The following is a 17,727-nucleotide window of genomic DNA, read 5'->3' on the forward strand; positions in this document are numbered from 1 at the left end:
GAGAATGTAATGCATTTGCATGACGATTTCCAGACCAGAGTATCGATATTCCGCTCGAAGCGCTTTAAGCTCTTGAAAGGATATGAACCAAAGGACCCCTGTGTTGAGTGTTCCCCGATGGAGCGACGACTTGGATTGCGATACGATGGCGCTTTCAACAACCGCAGAATTTTAATTTATTATTGAGCCATGTGCGCTTGCAACCGCCTTGCGCAGGTCTCCAATGGCATCGTTCGAGACCGCCGGAAGCTCCTGGCCTTCAAGTTCCCTAGGCATCTTCCAGCCCGGCTCGACGCCCTCCATGTTCGGCAGTTCATGCGCAATACCCTTGTGGCAGTCGATACAGGTCGCCTTGCCCGTCAAAAGATACCTCGAGTGGATATCTGCGGCGCGTTGTGTCTGCTTGGTGAAGTCCATGGCCACGGCGGAATGGCAATTGCGGCATTCCAGGCTGTCATTCGCCTTCAGGCGCGCCCATTCGTGTTTGGCAAGCTCCAGCCGCTTGTCGAGGAATTTTTCGCGGGTGTTGATCGTGCCGAAAATCTTCCCCCAGACTTCCTTCGAGGCCTGCATCTTGCGGGCGATCTTGTCGGTCCACTGGTGCGGTACATGGCAATCCGGGCAGGAAGCGCGCACGCCGGAGCGGTTGGTGAAGTGCACCGTATTGGTCAGCTCCTGATATACGTTGTCCTTCATTTCGTGACAGGAGGTGCAGAACTTTTCCGTATTGGTCAACTCCAGCGCTGTGTTGAACGCGCCCCAGAACATCACGCCGCCGACGAAGCCGCCGAGTGTCAGGAAGGCGAGGCTGAGTGTTGCCGCCGGCGTCGTCAGAATGGTCCAGACCCAGAGGATGATTGCCTTGATGCGCGCCATCATCACTCGCTTCCCGCGCCGGTGACGCCGAGTTCGCTCATGTCCTTGAACGTACTGCCGACAAGTGGTTTCTTGTCCGCCTGCGGCACATGGCAGGCGGTGCAGAAGTAGCGACGCGGCGAGACGTCGGCGAGCATCTGCCCCTCACGTGTCATGTAGTGGGTGACGCTGATCATCGGCGCACCGGCATCCTGCGAGAACTCTCGCTTGTGACAGGAGAGGCACCGGTTGGCATTGACCGACAGCTGGTAGCCGTCGATCGAATGCGGAATGATTGGCGGCTGCTCGGGATAGGCGCGCATGCGCCTGATATCGTCGACGATCCACTTTGGCAGCGGATCGGCCGGCACTTCCTGCATCTTGTCTCCGTCAGGGCCGGAGAGCTGCGGCACCATCTGCGCCATGGCGCTGGTGGCAATCACGGCAGCGCTGAGCGCGGCCAGCACCCATCCTCTGGGGAGGGTTATGCGACGGGTACGATCTTGACTGCGCATTTCTTGTAATCCGTCTGTTTCGAGATGGGATCGGTGGCGTCGAGCGTGACCTTGTTGATGAGCTGGCTGGCGTCAAACCACGGCACGAAGATCACGCCTGACGGCATACGGTTTCGCCCGCGCGTCTCGACGCGCGAACGGATCTCGCCGCGCCGCGAGATGATGCGGATTTCCGAGCCCTGGTTGAGGCCGCGCTTGCGCGCATCGTCGGCATTCATGAAGCAGCGCGCGCCGGGAAATGCCTTGAAGAGTTCGGGCACGCGCATCGTCATCGAACCGGAGTGCCAGTGCTCGAGCACGCGGCCGGTGACGAGCCAGGTATCGAATTCAGCATCGGGCGATTCCGCAGGCGGTTCGTAGGGCACGGCGATAATCGCCGCCCTGCCATCCTTGTTGCCGTAGAATTTCACCCCCTCGCCGGGCTTCACATAGGGGTCGTAGCCCTCGCGGTAGCGCCAAAGTGTCTCCTTGCCATCGACAACCGGCCAGCGCAGGCCGCGCACCTCGTGATAGGTGTCGTAGGGCGCGAGATCATGACCATGGCCGCGACCGAAGGCGGCATATTCCTCGAACAGGCCCTTCTGGATATAGAAGCCGAAATGTTGGGCCTCGTTGTTGGCGTGCTCAGGCATGACCTCGCTGATCGGGAATTTCGCAACGTCGCTGTCGGCATAGAGCACCTGATAGAGCGTTTTTCCCTTGTAATCGGGGTTCGCGGCCAGGATGTCGGCGGGCCAAACCTCGTCGGTCGTGAAGCGCTTGGAGAATTCCACCATCTGCCAGAGGTCGGAGCGCGCTTCGCCCGGCGCCTGCACCAGCTGGTGCCAGACATGGGTGCGCCGCTCCGCATTGCCGTAGGCCCCCTCCTTCTCCACCCACATGGCGGCGGGCAGGACGAGATCGGCGCTCATTGCCGTAATCGTCGGATAGGCATCCGACACGACGATGAAATTGTCCGGATTGCGATAGCCTTGATAGGTCTCGTTCGAGGTGTTCGGACCGGCCTGGACGTTGTTGTTGACCTGCACCCAGTAGAAATTCAGCTTGCCGTCCTTGAGCATTCGGTCCTGCTGGACGGCGTGATAGCCGGGTTTCTCCGGGATGATGCCGTGCGGGATGCGCCAGATCTCCTCCGCATGTTTTCGGTGTTCCGGATTGGTCACCACCATGTCGGCGGGCAAGCGGTGGGCGAAGGTGCCGACCTCGCGCGCCGTGCCGCAGGCCGAGGGCTGGCCGGTCAGCGAGAACGGGCTGTTGCCGGGCTCGGAAATCTTGCCCGTCAAGAGATGCAGGTTATAGACCATCTGGTTGGCCCAGACGCCGCGCACATGCTGGTTGAAGCCCATGGTCCAGAGAGACATGACCTTACGGTCAGGGTCGGCATAGAGCTCGGCGAGCTGCTTGAGGAAACCGGCCTCGACGCCGGTCATCTCGACCGCCTTTTCCAGCGTGTATTCGGCGACGAAAGCCTTAAAAGCCTCGAAGTCCATCGGTTCCGTCTTGCCGGGATCGGCGGCGTTCGCCGCCTTTACCTCCACCGGATTATCCGGCCTCAGGCCATAGCCGATGTCGGTGACGCCGCGCACGAACTTAGTGTGGCTCTTCACAAAGTCCTCGTTCACCCGCCCAGTCTGGATAATGTGGTTGGCGATGTAGTTGAGGATGACGAGGTCGGTGCCCGGCTTGAAGACCATCGGGATATCAGCCAGATCCATGCTGCGGTGGGTGAAAGTGGAAAGCACCGCCACGCGCACATGGTCGTGGCCGAGCCGCCGGTCAGCGATGCGGGTCCACAGGATCGGATGCATCTCCGCCATGTTCGAGCCCCAGAGCACGAAGGCGTCGGCATGTTCGAAATCGTCATAGCAGCCCATTGGCTCGTCCATGCCGAATGTGCGCATGAAGGCGACAGCGGCGGAAGCCATGCAGTGGCGGGCATTCGGGTCGAGATTGTTCGAGCGGAAGCCGGCGCGCATCAGCTTGGTCGCGGCATAGCCTTCGAAGATCGTCCACTGGCCGGAACCGAACATGCCGAGCGCCGTCGGACCTTTTTCCTTCAGCACCTTCTTGGCCTGCTCGGCCATCACGTCGAAGGCTTCTTCCCAGGTCACCGGCTCGAACTCGCCGTCTTTGGCATATGCACCGTCACGCTTGCGCAGGAGCGGCGTCGTCAGGCGATCAGCGCCGTACATGATCTTGGAGAGGAAATAGCCCTTGATACAATTGAGGCCGCGATTGACCTCAGCCTGCATGTCGCCATGGGTGGCGACGACCTTGCCTTCCTTGACGCCCACCATGACGCCGCAGCCCGTGCCGCAGAACCGGCACGGCGCCTTGTCCCACTTGATTTCGAGCGCGCTCACGCCGCCCGGCACCGGCTGGGCGGCCGCCGGCAGCGCAATGCCGGCCGCCGCCGCAGCGACGCCCGCCGCCTGGGCCTTCAGGATATCACGCCGCGTCAGTTCGCTGCCCATCAGCCTCGTTCCCTTCCATTTCGACATGTTCGAAAACCATGTTTGCCGCGATCACACCGTCGAGAAGCGAGATACGCATCAGCGTATCGCCCAGCACCCCGGTCGACGGTCCCTCGATGACGATGACGATCTTGCCCTTGTCCGCGCCGTGCACCTCGACATTGTCGAAGCCGGCAACGGCCGCCAGCACGCCGTCGAACCCACCGGGCTTGGTGGCGATGACAGCGCTGGAAATGTGATGTTGCCGCCGTTCAGGCATACGCGTCCTCCGCGCTCTGCGGCGCGATCGAAACCGCGCCGACGGGACAGACGGACATACAAGCGCCGCAGCCCGTACAGGCTTCCGCCACCAACTCCGGCACGAAAGGGCCGCCAAGCACCGGACGAAAGCGGATCGCGCCGGTGGGACAGGCGTCCCGGCAGGCCTGACAGTCGACACGCTGGAAGGGCAAACAGGACGTGGCGATGGCGACGACGTGATCGAAGCGGGCCACCGCGTCCTCGGCAAAGACGGGCTCAGGACAGTACTCAGAGCAAGCGCCACAGAAAGCGCACTCGCCTGCAGCAAAATCGAGTACAGGGCGATTGTCGACGAGTCTGACAATGCCGGTCGGACAGTGTTCGACACAGGCACCGCAACCAGTGCAGTCGGCAAGCGCCGCATCCAGCATGCCGGGAGGCCGGATAGAGACGGCCGCGCTCCGCCTGCTGCATCTCAGAAAATCACGCCGGGATAGTGCTTCCTGTCGCATGGCCGCACCCTCAATGGCCAGGCGGGCCGGGTGGCCCGAAGATTATCTGGAAGCCCCATACAAGGAAGCCATACCCCCCAACGATACCAACGGCGAGGATGGGCCAGATGCCGAAGGCCAGGACGAAGAATGTCAGCAATTCGCGGCGCCGACCGGATTTCGGCGCGGGCGGCGGGGGACGACCTGTCAAGACGTCGGACAAGGATGCTTACCTCCGGCGACAATTCATTGCCGCGATACTAGCATCCATCCCGCAGAAAGAAAGAATAATAAACTATACATTTTAAATCACGATTAGATTTGCGCAATGTCAAGTTCGGATATATCGAAGCAGATACGCAGGCGTCGCGAATATGCTCGAAACGTACAGAAACTTTCAGATAAATAATATAATAGGAAAGAATAATTCAGGGAATGCTGAATAATTTTGCGGTAAAATACATTGCGCGTTAGTCTCGGCCGCCATCCGCAAGCACGGCAAGGCCGGCCATGTCACGCACCAAAAGCTTCTGGCGACCACCCTCGACGAGGCCCTGCGATTCCCAGGCGCTCAGGATGCGCGATACGGTGTGCAGCGTCGTGCCCGTCATTTCGGCAATATCCTGTCGTGAGATCGGGAAATCAATGCGCACACCTTCACCTTCCTTGCGGCCGGCCTGCTTGGAGAGCCGGAGCACGGCATGTGCCACACGGCGCTCAACCTCCTGCGTGGACATTTCGCGGATGCGGGTATGTGCTTCTTCCAGCCGCTGGCCGATCGTCTGCATGGCACTGACGGCAAGGCGGGGATTCTGCTCGACAAAATGCGGCCAGAGATCCGTCGGCCAGCCGAGCACGACGCTTTCCGTCGCGGCCTTGGCGGTGCCCGGATAGTCCACGCGCTGCAAGGCCTTGGCGAAGCCGAAGAGATCGCCGGGATGTACGACGCGCACAATGATCTGCTGACCATCCTCGGTCACCTGCATCACCTTGAGGCGCCCATGTAGCAGAAGAAAGAAGTTCGCCGCCAATTCCCCCTGTTCGAAGACCGCATCGCCCTGTGCCACGCGGCGCGCGTTGGCATGGCTCAGCAGCCTGTCGAGATCCTCGTCACTCATCTTGTCGAACAAGGCGAGCGAGCGGACGACGGTCCGGTCAATCTTCACAATCGTGTCCCTTTGCGCACGCCTTTATCGACGTATGCGGCTTCTATCACGCCGACCCAATGACAGAAAGCTCAGAACGCCAATTCCACACCCTATAGCTTGGCAAGAAAAGGCGCGTACCAACGTGTATCCTTGACCAGTCGGAAGCCTACATTGTCCGGCGGCACGCCGACGGCGCAGCCGCCGCCCTTCGGATTGCGTACGAACGAACTCAGCGCCGCGCGATGCTTGCCGCTTGCGACGTAGATGCCGCACGACGAAACGTCGTTCAATAAAGTGCCGGCTTTGTCGAGATTGACGCGTCGGCTACAGGTCGCCGTCCACTCCCAAATGTTGCCGGCAAAATCCGCGAAGCCGTATTCGTTCTCGCCGAAACGTCCGATTGGCTGCGGCACCGGATCGCGCGACGCCTTGCGCGCGGCCTCGCGGTTGTAATCGGCCAGCCAGCGATCGGCCGGATTGGTGCTGTTGATATCGACGCCGAGCGCATCGTCAGGAAACCGCGAGCCAGCGGCAAAAGCGAAATCCTGATCGGTCGGCAACTTCCAGACTTCACCCGTGCGCGCACTCAACCAGGCGGCATAGGCGATGGCGTCGTCGTAACTCACGCCGGTCGCGGGTGTCGTGGCGATATCGACAGGAGCAAAGCTCGGTTCCGCCGCAGGGCAGGCGCCATCGGCCACGCAGCGCCCGTAATCCGCGACCGTCACCTGATACTTCATGATGGTAAGCGCGCGATGCGTGGTGACGTTCTTCACCGGCCCGTCGACGGCAAAGCCGTTGCGAAAGAACTCGCCGCTGTCGCGATAATCAAACTGGCGCGGAGCGATCTCTATCGTCAACGGTTCGTCCAGCAAAGGACCTGTGGGGGCTGCACCGACCAGATCGGCCTTTATCGCGACGGTACTGACGAGGGCGACGAGTATAAGAGCGGGAAGCGCGAGCGATTTCAGGGGATTGTCGGGTTTCGATGTGAGCGCAGCCATATTGGCCTCCTCGCGGCTCGCCCGGACGTTCGTTCGACGTCCGGGATGGGCGCCGATTGGTGTGGGACCGCAGCTTGGCGATCCGGAAGCGCGCCCGCCCAAGGACGGGCGCGCCATTATCGGCTGGCGTTAGACGCCGCTGGGCGGGCTGACCGACGTCATCAGGTCGTCGTTCCAGTCACCGGTGACGGCGAAGTGGCCGGCGGCACCCAGTTCGAAGGCCTCGATGAGGTTGTGGTTCACATAGGCGTAGATGCCGGGCTGCTGGAAAGTATAGTAGGCCGCCCCCGCCGTGCCGCCCGGAATGAACCAGGTCTCCTGGTCGACGTCAGGCGGATTGTGGAACTTGCCGGTCTGCCAGACATAGTCACCATGGCCGCCGATCAGGTGCGGGCGCGTATCACGGTTGGCCTGCGAATGCACGATCAGCACCTTGTCGCCCACCTTGGCCTTCAACGCATTGTCGCCCGTCAGTGCGCCCACGGCGCCATTGAAAACGATGTGACTCGGGGTGAGGGTGCGCATGACCGCCAGCGTATCGTCGTAGGCTTCGCCAACGCTGTCGTACTTCTTGAAGTTGCCGTCCGCATCGCGCGGGACATAGAAGTCCTGCTCACCGACATAATAGACGTGGTCATAGGTCAGTTCCTTGCCGTGACCATCTGTCAGGCCATCGCGCGGCAGAACCATGATCGCGCCGTTCATGCCCGAGGTGACGTGCCACGGCACCATTCCGGGAGGTGCGCAGTGATAGACGAAGACGCCCGCCTTGGTGGCCTTGAAGCGCAGCACGGTGCGTTCGCCGGGGTTGACCACCGTCAGCGCACCGCCACCAAGCGCGCCAGTGGCCGCATGGAAGTCGATATTATGCTGTAGTTCGTTGGTCTCCGGGTTGATCAGCGTCAGCTCGACATAATCGTTCTGATGCACCACCAGCAGCGGTCCGGGAACCGAGCCGTTGAAGGTCATGGCGTGCACTTCCGTGCCCTTGTCGTCGAGGATCATCTTCTTTTCCTCGATCGTCATGGTGAACTCATAGATCTTCGGGCCGCCTTCGGCCTTCTGTGTATGAGCGTGCACGAAGGGCGGCTTGACGAGCTCGACCTTAACGCGCTCCAGCTTGGCGATATCGGCCGCGGTTGCAGCGGCATTCGTTTCGATCGCTGCGCCTTCGGCATGGGCCATCGATGCCACAATGATCGGCGTCAGGACGCCAGCAACCGCGGCACCGCCGAGGATCGTGCGGCGGGTCATCTGAAACTGCTCGGCCATGGAATTTCTCCTTTTTGAAAGGCCGGGGCGATGTGTCTGCCGCCCGGTCCTCTCTGTTCTAGGAGCATTCGCGCCAACCTGTTTGTGATGGGACAAACAGGCTTTTCCGGCCGCTGCGGCATTTTGGCAGATGCTGATTTGCTCTTTGCCATCTCGCAAAGAAAGCACCCGATGGAGGCTCTAGAAACAGCTGACGTTTGAAAAGGAAAGTGACGCCCATGTCTGCAAATCCCTCCGTCAGCCGCCCCGTACCGCGTGGTCTTTTGCGCACTGGCCCCGTGCTCTTCTCCTATGGGTTCCGGCCGTTCTTTCTCGGCGCCGCACTCTGGGCCATCGCGGCAATGGGTCTGTGGATCGCCGCGCTGACAGGCCACATCACAATTGCCGAGACCTATGGCGCGCCGAACTGGCACGCGCATGAAATGCTGTTCGGCTTCGCCTCCGCCGCGCTCGCCGGCTTCCTGCTGACGGCAGTGCCGAACTGGACGGGGCGATTGCCGGTGTCCGGCTGGCCACTGGCGGGCCTTTTTGCGCTCTGGTGCGCGGGACGCGTCGCGCTGCTTGCCTCCGATGCTATCGGTGTTGCAGCGGCCGCCACCATCGATGCGCTCTTCCTGCCGGTTCTACTCGCCATCTGCACACGCGAGGTCGTCGCCGGGCGCAAATGGAAAGACATGAAGGTCCTGGCCGGGTTGCTCGCGTTGTCGCTCGCCAACGCGCTCTATCATGTGGCAGCCATTCATGGGGGACATGACCACATGGCAATCCGGCTCGCCGTCGCCGCCTATGTCGTGCTGGTCATGATCGTCGGCGGGCGCATCATTCCGAGCTTTACGCGCAACTGGCTCAACAAGTTCGGCCGCACCGACTTTCCGGTGCCATACAACACTTATGACATGTTCGCTATCGTCGCAGGCGCCGGCGCGCTCGGCCTCTGGGCCGCATTGCCCGAACATCCTGCAACGGTTGCTGCGGCCGCATTGGCTGCCGTCCTGCAGGGCATTCGCCTGTACCGCTGGCGTGGCTGGACGGTGGCGCCGGACCGTATCCTCTTTGTCCTGCACATCGCCTATATCTTCATTCCGCTCGGCCTCGTGGCTATCACCCTCAGTGCCGCAGGATATCTCGACGAACGCTCGGTGCTGCATCTGCTGTCGGTGGGCGCCATTGCCTGCATGATGCTGGCTGTCATGACGCGGGCGAGCCTTGGCCATACCGGCCGCGCGCTGGTCGCCTCTAAGATCACTGTGGCATCCTATACGGCCCTCATCCTCTGCGCGCTGGTGCGCCCGCTCGCGGAACTCCTGCCGGACTTCACGTCCACCCTCTATGCTGCATCGGGCATGCTGTGGGTCACGGCCTTCGGCCTCTATTGCCTGGAATTTGCGCCGATCCTCACAATGAAGCGACGTAGCCCACGCTGAAATGCACAAGGCCCGGAGAAATCTCCGGGCCTTTCGTTTACGCTGCGTCCAGCATCATATCCGGCGTCCACGGCGGCTCGTAGGTCAGCCGCACCTCGGCATATTCAACACCCGGCACATACCAGATGCAGGCCTGCACCGCCTCCTTGAGGAAGTCCGTCGCCGGGCAAAAACGTGTCGTCGTGGTCATGGTCACGTAGACGACGCCGCCCTCCTCCACCACGATATCGTAGACCAGACCGAGATCGACGATGTTCTTGCCGATTTCAGGGTCGATGATCATGCGCAGCGCCGTGCGGATGTCCTTTGCCAGCGTGACCTTTTCCATCTCGTTCATGGCTGTCACACCTCCCCGATCCGCACGAGAATACGATAGGCCGATCCCGTTTCATCGAAATTGCCAGCCCATTGATGGCCGCGCTTGGTCAGCTCCGAGAAGAGGAACAGCGGTTCTCGCGACAGCACGGCGAAGAGCACCTCGCCCGGCTCCAACGCCTCGGCGGCCGCGAGAATACGTACCATCGGCTCCGGCGGATCGAGATCGGTAAGGTCGAGATGCTCGGACGGATCCGGCCAGGTCTCGGGGCGCTCGGCATCGACGGAGGCCTCGACGGGCGCCGTTTCCTTCTTCGGCATGAACAGAACCTCCCAGTCGCCGCCGTCGATCTCGCGGGCTTCATGGTCGAAGCCGCGCCCTTCCATCACGCGAAACAACGGTTGCGGACGAAACGTCGCCAGCAGCGTCAGCGCCTGTCCGGGGTGCAGGTCTTGAACAGCCTGCATGATCGCCTGGAACGGCTCGCCGCCGCTGCGCAGGATCGGCCGCACGTCGAGCACCTTCGGTGAAATCTCGCACATCACTTATCTCCATGGAAAACAGGTAGAGGCAGAAACAGGCGCGGCCGCGCCATGCCGGCAGGCGCACGCAGTGCGGCCGGCACGATGGACAGTCGGCGCGCACAGATGAATTCGCGGATCAGGCAGAGCGTCGCCAAAAGCTGCACTGCAACCGCGTTCCGAAACAAGCCGGTCGTGCCCGTGGCAAGCGAGAGCGTCGCGACGACAACGGCGCCGTAATAAAGGCGAAACAGGATAAGGGCGTGGCGCTCGTCGACGAGATCCTGCACCCGCGGCACGGGCGCGCGGCCCAGGATGGGACCGTAGGCCTCCAGCCAGGTGAGGAAAGCGATGATCTTGTAGAGTTGGGCAAGGCCGAGCCCGGTGAGCCAGCCGAAAACGAACAGGTAGACGACTGACGCCACCATATCGCCGGTCCTGAAGGTCGGGACGTTGAGAAAGAGAATGGACAAGACGAGCAGGCCAAGCGCTGCGAAACTCGCGCGAATGTTCAGTTCCGCCTGCTTGCGCTTGCGCCCGCGATAGATGTGCAGAACATCGGCGCCGTAAAGCACGACGGCCACAAATGTGAGCAGCAACGCGGCGGCGAAAAGCAGCGTGCTGCCGAAAAACCCTGACAGCACAAAGATCGCCGCCACTGCAACGAGCCCGACCGCAATGCTCGCACCCCACCAGGCAGCGCGGCTCGTCGAACGCTCGACCTCCGGCGCCAGCAGGAACATCGAGAATAGCCGGTAGCTGACACCAACCGCCGTTGCACTCAGCCAGCCACCGAGGCCAAGGGCAGCATGCAGCGCGACGCCATCGGCGACGAGCCGGTCGAGCAACGGACTGTCCGCAAGACCGGATAAAGCTGTCGTAAATGCAGAACCTACGAGGGCCGCACCGACGAGCGCGAAGAGACCGGTGGCAACGAAGCGGGCGGGTAGCGGCAGAGGCCGCGCAGAAAGAAGCGTGAGGGCGAGAATACCGGCAAACAGGCCGAAACCGGCCAGAAGCATCACGCCACCGACGGGCAGCAGAGCGAGCGGCACGTCCAGTGCTCCGGACAGGGCAACGAAGCCGGTCACAAGGCAACCTAGCCCACCGAGAAGCAGCAACAGGGCCGGCGCGGCAAAACGCCCGCCGATGATGGGTCGGGCGATGAGCACCGGCACGAATTGCAGCAACGCACCGGCGATCAGCAGGCTCAGCCATCCTATGGCGATGAGGTGGACGACGACGAGCGTTTCCGGCGCACCGGCATCTGTGAAGGGGTAACCGTAGCCGACGATCATCAGCCCCTGCCCCGCCACAAGCATGATGCAGGCGGCGGCGAAGTAGGACATAGTCCAGCGGGAGAGGGTTGCGCCCGGCATGTCAGTTTCCTTCGCCGCGACCTGTTCAGTGCTCGGAACCGCAGCAGCAATCGCAGCTGCCGCCATCTTCCAGCCGATCGATCTCGACGCGCCAGACTTCCGGACCCTGTTCAAGATAATCCCAGCCGAACTGCCCGGGGAAATTGGTCTCGAGCTGATAGTGTAGCGGCCGCGGATCATGATCGCTGGTGATCAGCATGGATTTGCCGGGCATCAAGGCGCCGAGCACGCCGAAAATACGCGGATGGCGTTCGCGTGGCGGAATGATGCGCACGTCGATCAGGGGCTTGTCCAGGGTCTCAGACATGATTTGGTGTTTCCGTCCCGGCCGTTCCGATACCGTTCCGGAAGGGCACGGCCCCACCCGACCGGAACCACCTGACGCTAACCCCGCGCACCGCCGGGCACTTTGACCCCGCGCAAACAATTGGCGATTTTCAGCCCTCCTGCCGCGCTGCTTGGCTTTTCGCAAAGAAGTGTGTGCCCGCCGCTCCTACCCTTTCCGCAATCGGCACACGGAAAGGAACGCGCCATGCAACAGGCCCTGATCGAGAAATACGGCGAGGCGCGACTGCCGCGCTATACGAGCTATCCGACGGCACCGGCCTTCGTCCCGGTCGTCGGCGCCGGCACCTATGGCGACTGGCTTTCCGGCATCAGGCCGGGCACCGAGGCCTCGCTCTACCTGCACATCCCCTTCTGTCGGTCCATGTGCTGGTATTGCGGCTGCCACACCACCATTACCCAGAAGGACGCGCCGATCCTCGACTATCTCGAAGTGCTGCGACAGGAGATCGAGCTTGTTTCCGAGCGGGTGAAGCGCCGTCTCAGGGTGCAGCATATCCACTTCGGCGGCGGCACGCCGACGATCATGCAACCTCAAGAGTTCATCGATCTCATCAGCCTGCTGTGCACGCGCTTCGGCCTCGTCGCCGGAGGGGAGATCGCGGTGGAAGTCGACCCGCGCACGCTGACGGCGGAGATGGCGGCGGCACTCGGCGAAGCGGGCGTTACCCGTGCGAGCTTGGGCGTACAGAGTTTCGATCCGGTCGTGCAGAAGGCCATCAACCGCATACAGAGCGAGACGCAGACTGCCGAGGCCGTGAGCCGACTGCGTGCGGCCGGCGTCGCCGGCATCAATTTCGACCTCATCTACGGTCTCCCGCACCAGACGGTAAAATCCTGCATCGATACGGCAGAAGCGGCGGTCGCCATGCGGCCGGAACGCTTCGCCGTCTTTGGCTACGCCCATATCCCCTCGTTCAAGAAGCACCAGCGGCTGATCGACGAACACACGCTACCGGACGCCACCGCACGTGCCGCGCAAGCGGAGGCGATCGCCGAAACGCTCGTTGCCTCCGGCTATGTGCGCATCGGCCTCGACCATTATGCGTTGCCGGGGGATGATCTCGCGATCGCCGCAAACCGCGGCCGGCTGCGCCGCAATTTCCAGGGCTACACGACCGATACCTGCGAAACGCTGATCGGCTTCGGCGCCTCGTCCATCGGCCGCACTCCGGATGGTTATGTCCAGAATGAGGTGCCACCCGGCCTCTATGCCCAGCGCATTGCCTCCGGTCGCCTTGCGACCGTCAAGGGCTACAGGCTGACCGCCGAGGACCGGCTGCGTGCCGAGATCATCGAACGGCTGATGTGCGATTTTTCCGCCGACATCACCGCCATCGCCGACCGTCACGGTTTCGACGCGGCACCCCTTTTCGAAGGCAATGCGCGGGTGGCAGCACTCGTCGAAGACGGTGCGGTCGATATCCGCGGCGGCACGGTTACAGTACGGCAGGACCATCGTTTCATCATCCGCGCCGTCGCCGCCGCCTTCGATGCCTATATCGACCAGTCGGCCCGCACCCACAGCAAGGCCGCCTGAAACCAATTATCCAAAAAATGCAAAAGGCCCGCCGTGGTGCGGCACGCCGGGCCTTTCTCGCAGATCCCTTGTCCTCTATCCCACGAGACCGCGATAGATCGCCGGCAGCGCCGAAGGCAGCCGGGCGACATTGCTAACGATGGCATAGCCGTTGCGGCCGAAGATGGCCGGCACATAGGCCTGCGCCTCTCGGTCCACCGTCACCCCGAAGACGCTGAGGCCGGTCCGCCGGGCCTCATTGACGGCACGGCGGCTGTCCTCCAGCGCAAAACGACCTTCGTAGTGATCGACATCGTTCGGCTTGCCATCCGTCAGGATCAGGAGCAGCTTGCGCCGGTTCGGCTGCTCGCGCAGCTTCGCCGCCGCATGGCGGATCGCAGGGCCTATGCGGGTGTAGAAACCCGGCTTCAGCGCCGCGATGCGCGCCTCGACGCCATGGCCCATCGGCTCGCCGAAATCCTTGACCGTCTCGACGCGCACCCAGGAGCGGCGGCGGGACGTGAAGGTAAGGATGGAGTGGCTATCGCCGCAGGCGGCGAGGCCATGGGACAGCACCAGCAGCGCCTCCTTCTCAACGTCGAGCACCCGGCGATTGTCGAACCAGGCATCGGTGGAGAGCGAGACGTCCACCAGGATGGTGACGGCGAGGTCATGCGCCTGCGGCCGGCTCATCAGGTGGATACGGTCGCTGCCCTGCCCGCCGGCGGCGAGATCGCTGCGCGCCCTGACCACCGCATCGAGATCGAGCTCGGCGCCGTCGAGCTGGGCGCGCAGCATTTCATAGCGCGGCCGTAGCACCTCGAACTGCCGGCGCACGCGGCGGATGAGGCTTTTCGTATCGGCATCGGCCTCCGCCACCTCGGCCGTATCCGGCGCTGACGCGGCGAGCACACGGCAGTGGTCCGGTAGATAGGTCGCCGTGCGATAGTCCCATTCGGGATAGGTGAACTCGCCCGTCAGCCGCGTGCGGTCGAGCGCTTCCGGCGGGAGGTCGAGATCGAAGCGGAAGCGGGCGGCGGGACGCCCCTTGCGCTCGCCGAGCGTCATGTCGTCGAGCTCGTCGGCGGCCGCGGAATCGTGGTCGTGGCTGTCGTCGCCGGGGCGATCGACATTGACCATCTCGGCCATCGCCAAAATCTTCTCGAAGCGGTTGAGGATGAACGGGCTGCGCTCGGTCTTGCGATTCTCCGCCTTCTCGCGCAGCGCCACATGGCGCTCCGTTTCCGATGCATCCGGGTTTGCCCCGGAAGCCGGCTGGTCTTCCTCGCCGCGCCCCTCGCCCTCTTCGCGCCACAGCGCATCCGGCCAGAGCGGTACGGGCAGCATCGGCAGATAGCCGGCCGGTGCGCGATGCGGGAAAATCACCGGCAGTGTCCCATCGGCACGCCCGGCGCCTTTGCGCAGCAGGCTGAGAATGCGGTTCTCGACATGGCGCTCGACGGAGGGAAGCGGGCGGTGCTGGCGCGCTTCCAGCATGGCGGACGAAAGCCGATGGTAGCGCCTTGCGAGACCGGGAAACGCCGCGAGTACCGCTTGCGTCGTCGCTTCCGCGCGCCGGAGTATCGCGAGATCACGCAGCAGCGGGTCGCTCTCGGCGACCGGCTCCAGCGGCATCAGGGCCATGGCGGCGGCAAGCCAGACATAGAGATCGCGGTTGAGCGCACGCACCGGGAAAAGATCGATCGCACCGGGCAGCATGACGGTCCCGTGGTCGCGGCCGGGCTGCACCAGCTTCTCCTCGCCAAGCCCCATGCGCTGGCGCAACTTGAGGCGATGCGTCGAGGTGCGCCCGCGCGCCGGCGCGATCTGCACCGCGCCCTCCCCGCCGAATCCACGAAAGCAGACCGCGAGCACCGGGCGGATATCCTCCAGCCGCACCGCCTGATCCGGGTGGCGCGCCCAGCTGCCGGTATTGCCGACAAGCCGGTGCCAGGCCCGGCCGACGGTCTCCTCAAGCTCCAGAAAATCCAGCATGACAGGGCCTCACCGGATCATCGCATCGGCGATTTCGAGAAGGGCGGCACGCACGTCGGGCTCGTCGGTCAACGGCTCGATCATCGCGGCACGCACAGCCTCACGCACGCCCATGCCGCTGTCGATGAGGCAGGCACAATAGACGAGCAGGCGCGTCGAGACGCCCTCTTCGAGGTCATGGCCCTTCAGCGCGCGCAGCCGGTGCGCCAGCGCGACCAGCGGCGCAACACGCGCCTCGTCCAGTCCGCTTTCCGTGGCGACGACGGCGATCTCCGCCGCCTTCGGCAGGAAATCGAACTCGATGGCGACGAAGCGCTGGCGGGTGGAAGGCTTCAGCGCCTTCAAAAGATTTTGGTAGCCGGGATTGTAGGAGACGACGAGCATGAAGCCGGACGGAGCCTCCAGCACCTCGCCGGTGCGCTCCAGCGGCAGGATGCGCCGGTCGTCGGTGAGCGGATGCAGCACAACGGCGACGTCCTTGCGCGCCTCGACGATCTCGTCGAGATAACACACGCCACCCGCGCGCACGGCGCGCGTCAGCGGGCCATCGACCCAGACCGTATCCCCGCCCTTCAGCAGGTAGCGGCCGGTCAGATCGGCGGCCGAGAGATCGTCGTGGCAGGAAACGGTCGAAAGCGGCAGATTGAGCTTTGCCGCCATATGGCTGACGAAGCGGGTCTTGCCGCAACCGGTCGGGCCTTTCAGCAGCAGGGGAAGCTGGCGCACCCAGGCCTTCTCGAACAGCTCACATTCGTTGCCGGAAGATCTGTAGGCGGGGATATCTGCGCGGGCGGCCTTGAGCATGACGGTCATTTCGATCTCCAAGTCTTATAGCGGAAAAGTGCCGGCCCCGTGGGATGACGGGGCCGGCCAGCACTCACTCGGCGGGTTGGACCATCCGGGTAAGGCTGTCGGTACGCTCACGGCCGGGCACCAACACGGCCCAGATGAACATCAGCGCCGAGACGAGCACGACGACACCCGAGCCGAGGCGCACCCAGTAGAACAGCGCCAGTTGGTCCTGCACGTCCATGAAGCTTTCGCCGAGCACGCGCTGCAGGTGGATCTGCACGACGCCCGCGAAGGTGAGCGCGAAGGTCATGACCGACATGGCGGTGCACATGATCCAGAAGCTGATGATCGAGAGCCACTGGTTATAGGGCTGACGGCCACGGATCTCCGGGATGGCATAGGCCATCATGGCAAGGTTCAGCATCACATAAGCGCCGAAGAAGGCGAGGTGTCCGTGGGCGGCCGTCATCTGCGTGCCGTGGCTGTAATAATTCACCGACGACAGCGTGTGCAGGAAGCCCCAGACGCCCGCGCCGAAGAAGGCCATGACCGAGCAGCCGATCGACCAGAGCAGCGCGGCCTTGTTCGGATGGTTGCGGCCGGCCTTCCAGGTCATCACGAAGGTGAAGATGACCATCGTGAAGAAGGGCGCCACCTCCAAAGTCGAGAACAGCGAGCCGATCCACTGCCAGTAGCCAGGTGCGCCGATCCAGTAATAGTGGTGACCGGTGCCGAGGATGCCCGAGAACAGCGCCAGGCCGACGATGACATAGAGCCACTTCTCCACGACCTCGCGGTCGATGCCGTTGAGCTTGATCATCAGGAAGGCGAGCACAGAGGCCATGATCAGCTCCCAGACGCCTTCGACCCAGAGATGAATGACGTACCACCAGTACATCTTGTCGAGCGCGAGGTTCGCTGGGTTGTAGAAGGCGAAGAGGAAGAACAGCGCCAGCCCCCAGAGACCGAAGAGCAGGATGTTGATGACCGTGGTCTTGCGGCCCTTGAGCGCTGTCATGGTGATGTTGAACAGGAACATCAGCACGACCACGACGATACCGACCTTGGCGATGAAGGTCTGCTCGAGGAATTCGCGGCCTTCATGGATGCGGAACATGTAGCCGACGACCGTCAGGCCCGCCGCGACGAAGAACATCCAGAACTGCGCGATCGCGAGCCAGGGGCTGTAAAGCTCTGTCTCGGTCTCCTCGGGGATCATGTAATAGGTGGCGCCCATGAAGCCCATAAGCAGCCAGACGACGAGCGCATTGGTGTGGATCATGCGCACGATGTTGAAGGGTAAGAGTTCGGACAGCGTGTTGGGCAGCACATAGATCGTGCCGGCCACGACGCCGAAGAGCACCTGGGCGAGGAAGAGGCCGAGCGCGCCGTAGAAGTACAGCATCGCGACCTTTTGCGTTTGATATTTCATGTCGT

18 protein-coding genes are annotated in these 17,727 nt (G+C 62.8%); 2 read left to right on the forward strand and 16 right to left on the reverse strand.

Features of this window, described 5'->3' with window-relative positions:
- Positions 1-171: 171 nt before the first annotated feature.
- The 9 genes from MKI86_RS21120 to nirK all read right to left on the reverse strand — a co-directional run bounded on the left by MKI86_RS21120 (position 172) and on the right by nirK (position 7,999).
- Positions 172-876 (reverse strand): cytochrome c3 family protein, encoded by a 705-nt coding sequence (locus tag MKI86_RS21120; RefSeq protein WP_241605228.1) that lies wholly within the window; start codon positions 874-876, stop codon positions 172-174.
- A gap of 2 nt (positions 877-878) precedes the next feature.
- Positions 879-1,370, reverse strand: coding sequence for a nitrate reductase cytochrome c-type subunit (locus MKI86_RS21125; protein ID WP_241605045.1), 492 nt, complete (start codon positions 1,368-1,370; stop codon positions 879-881).
- Entirely contained in the window at positions 1,340-3,844 is a 2,505-nt protein-coding gene (napA, locus tag MKI86_RS21130) for a periplasmic nitrate reductase subunit alpha (protein ID WP_241605047.1), read from the reverse strand. The genes MKI86_RS21125 and napA overlap by 31 nt, the downstream gene beginning before the upstream one ends.
- Positions 3,819-4,103 carry a chaperone NapD gene (locus MKI86_RS21135; RefSeq protein WP_241605049.1) on the reverse strand — a complete coding sequence of 95 codons (285 nt, stop codon included), beginning with the start codon at positions 4,101-4,103 and terminating at the stop codon, positions 3,819-3,821. The genes napA and MKI86_RS21135 overlap by 26 nt, the downstream gene beginning before the upstream one ends.
- Complete coding sequence (gene napF / locus MKI86_RS21140; RefSeq protein WP_241605051.1) at positions 4,096-4,596, reverse strand: ferredoxin-type protein NapF; 501 nt, start codon at positions 4,594-4,596, stop codon at positions 4,096-4,098. The genes MKI86_RS21135 and napF overlap by 8 nt, the downstream gene beginning before the upstream one ends.
- 10 nt (positions 4,597-4,606) lie before the next feature.
- On the reverse strand, positions 4,607-4,786 hold the full coding sequence (gene napE / locus MKI86_RS21145; protein WP_241605230.1) for a periplasmic nitrate reductase, NapE protein: 180 nt from the start codon (positions 4,784-4,786) through the stop codon (positions 4,607-4,609).
- 259 nt (positions 4,787-5,045) lie between these two features.
- Positions 5,046-5,741: a Crp/Fnr family transcriptional regulator gene (locus MKI86_RS21150; RefSeq protein WP_241605053.1), complete on the reverse strand. Its 696-nt coding sequence runs from the start codon at positions 5,739-5,741 to the stop codon at positions 5,046-5,048.
- A 92-nt stretch (positions 5,742-5,833) separates the two neighbouring features.
- The gene (locus tag MKI86_RS21155; protein WP_241605055.1) at positions 5,834-6,727 is read right to left on the reverse strand and encodes an SUMF1/EgtB/PvdO family nonheme iron enzyme; all 894 of its coding nucleotides are present in this window, start codon (positions 6,725-6,727) and stop codon (positions 5,834-5,836) included.
- Between the two features lie 129 nt (positions 6,728-6,856).
- A complete protein-coding gene (gene nirK, locus MKI86_RS21160; protein ID WP_241605057.1) occupies positions 6,857-7,999 on the reverse strand; it encodes a copper-containing nitrite reductase in 1,143 nt (380 codons plus the stop codon).
- Positions 8,000-8,217: 218 nt separating this feature from the next.
- Here nirK and MKI86_RS21165 point away from each other — a divergent pair, with 218 nt between their 5' ends.
- Entirely contained in the window at positions 8,218-9,423 is a 1,206-nt protein-coding gene (locus MKI86_RS21165) for an NnrS family protein (RefSeq protein WP_241605059.1), read from the forward strand.
- A 37-nt stretch (positions 9,424-9,460) separates the two neighbouring features.
- Here MKI86_RS21165 and MKI86_RS21170 read toward each other — a convergent pair whose 3' ends face one another.
- From MKI86_RS21170 to MKI86_RS21185, 4 genes are read right to left on the reverse strand one after another with little or no spacing between them, the layout of a single operon-like run.
- Positions 9,461-9,760, reverse strand: a complete 300-nt coding sequence (locus tag MKI86_RS21170; protein WP_241605062.1) for a metal-sulfur cluster assembly factor — start codon at positions 9,758-9,760, stop codon at positions 9,461-9,463.
- Between the two features lie 5 nt (positions 9,761-9,765).
- A complete protein-coding gene (locus tag MKI86_RS21175; RefSeq protein WP_241605064.1) occupies positions 9,766-10,281 on the reverse strand; it encodes a DUF2249 domain-containing protein in 516 nt (171 codons plus the stop codon).
- Positions 10,281-11,639, reverse strand: a complete 1,359-nt coding sequence (locus tag MKI86_RS21180) for a hypothetical protein (protein ID WP_241605066.1) — start codon at positions 11,637-11,639, stop codon at positions 10,281-10,283. Before MKI86_RS21180 ends, MKI86_RS21175 begins: the two co-directional genes overlap by 1 nt.
- A gap of 25 nt (positions 11,640-11,664) precedes the next feature.
- The gene (locus MKI86_RS21185) at positions 11,665-11,946 is read right to left on the reverse strand and encodes a DUF2249 domain-containing protein (protein WP_241605068.1); all 282 of its coding nucleotides are present in this window, start codon (positions 11,944-11,946) and stop codon (positions 11,665-11,667) included.
- A gap of 225 nt (positions 11,947-12,171) precedes the next feature.
- Between MKI86_RS21185 and hemN the strand changes: the two genes are divergently transcribed.
- Positions 12,172-13,524 (forward strand): oxygen-independent coproporphyrinogen III oxidase, encoded by a 1,353-nt coding sequence (gene hemN / locus MKI86_RS21190; protein ID WP_241605071.1) that lies wholly within the window; start codon positions 12,172-12,174, stop codon positions 13,522-13,524.
- Positions 13,525-13,599: 75 nt separating this feature from the next.
- On the opposite strand, the gene MKI86_RS21195 is transcribed toward hemN, so the two are convergent.
- The 3 genes from MKI86_RS21195 to MKI86_RS21205 form a co-directional block, all read right to left on the reverse strand.
- Positions 13,600-15,498, reverse strand: coding sequence for a nitric oxide reductase activation protein NorD (locus MKI86_RS21195; protein WP_241605073.1), 1,899 nt, complete (start codon positions 15,496-15,498; stop codon positions 13,600-13,602).
- A gap of 9 nt (positions 15,499-15,507) precedes the next feature.
- Positions 15,508-16,311: a CbbQ/NirQ/NorQ/GpvN family protein gene (locus MKI86_RS21200; protein ID WP_241605075.1), complete on the reverse strand. Its 804-nt coding sequence runs from the start codon at positions 16,309-16,311 to the stop codon at positions 15,508-15,510.
- A 64-nt stretch (positions 16,312-16,375) separates the two neighbouring features.
- Complete coding sequence (locus MKI86_RS21205) at positions 16,376-17,722, reverse strand: nitric-oxide reductase large subunit (protein ID WP_241605077.1); 1,347 nt, start codon at positions 17,720-17,722, stop codon at positions 16,376-16,378.
- Positions 17,723-17,727 lie beyond the last annotated feature (5 nt).

The sequence above is a fragment of the Shinella sedimenti genome (genome assembly GCF_022601905.1).
Lineage (GTDB): Bacteria > Pseudomonadota > Alphaproteobacteria > Rhizobiales > Rhizobiaceae > Shinella > Shinella sedimenti.

Coding starts and splice junctions, on each gene's coding strand:
- MKI86_RS21120 (WP_241605228.1), bottom strand. CDS start 876: ATGGCGCGCATCAAGGCAATCATCCTCTGGGTCTGGACCATTCTGACG.
- MKI86_RS21125 (WP_241605045.1), bottom strand. CDS start 1,370: ATGCGCAGTCAAGATCGTACCCGTCGCATAACCCTCCCCAGAGGATGG.
- napA (WP_241605047.1), bottom strand. CDS start 3,844: ATGGGCAGCGAACTGACGCGGCGTGATATCCTGAAGGCCCAGGCGGCG.
- MKI86_RS21135 (WP_241605049.1), bottom strand. CDS start 4,103: ATGCCTGAACGGCGGCAACATCACATTTCCAGCGCTGTCATCGCCACC.
- napF (WP_241605051.1), bottom strand. CDS start 4,596: ATGCGACAGGAAGCACTATCCCGGCGTGATTTTCTGAGATGCAGCAGG.
- MKI86_RS21155 (WP_241605055.1), bottom strand. CDS start 6,727: ATGGCTGCGCTCACATCGAAACCCGACAATCCCCTGAAATCGCTCGCG.
- nirK (WP_241605057.1), bottom strand. CDS start 7,999: ATGGCCGAGCAGTTTCAGATGACCCGCCGCACGATCCTCGGCGGTGCC.
- MKI86_RS21165 (WP_241605059.1), top strand. CDS start 8,218: ATGTCTGCAAATCCCTCCGTCAGCCGCCCCGTACCGCGTGGTCTTTTG.
- MKI86_RS21170 (WP_241605062.1), bottom strand. CDS start 9,760: ATGAACGAGATGGAAAAGGTCACGCTGGCAAAGGACATCCGCACGGCG.
- MKI86_RS21175 (WP_241605064.1), bottom strand. CDS start 10,281: ATGTGCGAGATTTCACCGAAGGTGCTCGACGTGCGGCCGATCCTGCGC.
- MKI86_RS21180 (WP_241605066.1), bottom strand. CDS start 11,639: ATGCCGGGCGCAACCCTCTCCCGCTGGACTATGTCCTACTTCGCCGCC.
- MKI86_RS21185 (WP_241605068.1), bottom strand. CDS start 11,946: ATGTCTGAGACCCTGGACAAGCCCCTGATCGACGTGCGCATCATTCCG.
- hemN (WP_241605071.1), top strand. CDS start 12,172: ATGCAACAGGCCCTGATCGAGAAATACGGCGAGGCGCGACTGCCGCGC.
- MKI86_RS21195 (WP_241605073.1), bottom strand. CDS start 15,498: ATGCTGGATTTTCTGGAGCTTGAGGAGACCGTCGGCCGGGCCTGGCAC.
- MKI86_RS21200 (WP_241605075.1), bottom strand. CDS start 16,311: ATGACCGTCATGCTCAAGGCCGCCCGCGCAGATATCCCCGCCTACAGA.
- MKI86_RS21205 (WP_241605077.1), bottom strand. CDS start 17,722: ATGAAATATCAAACGCAAAAGGTCGCGATGCTGTACTTCTACGGCGCG.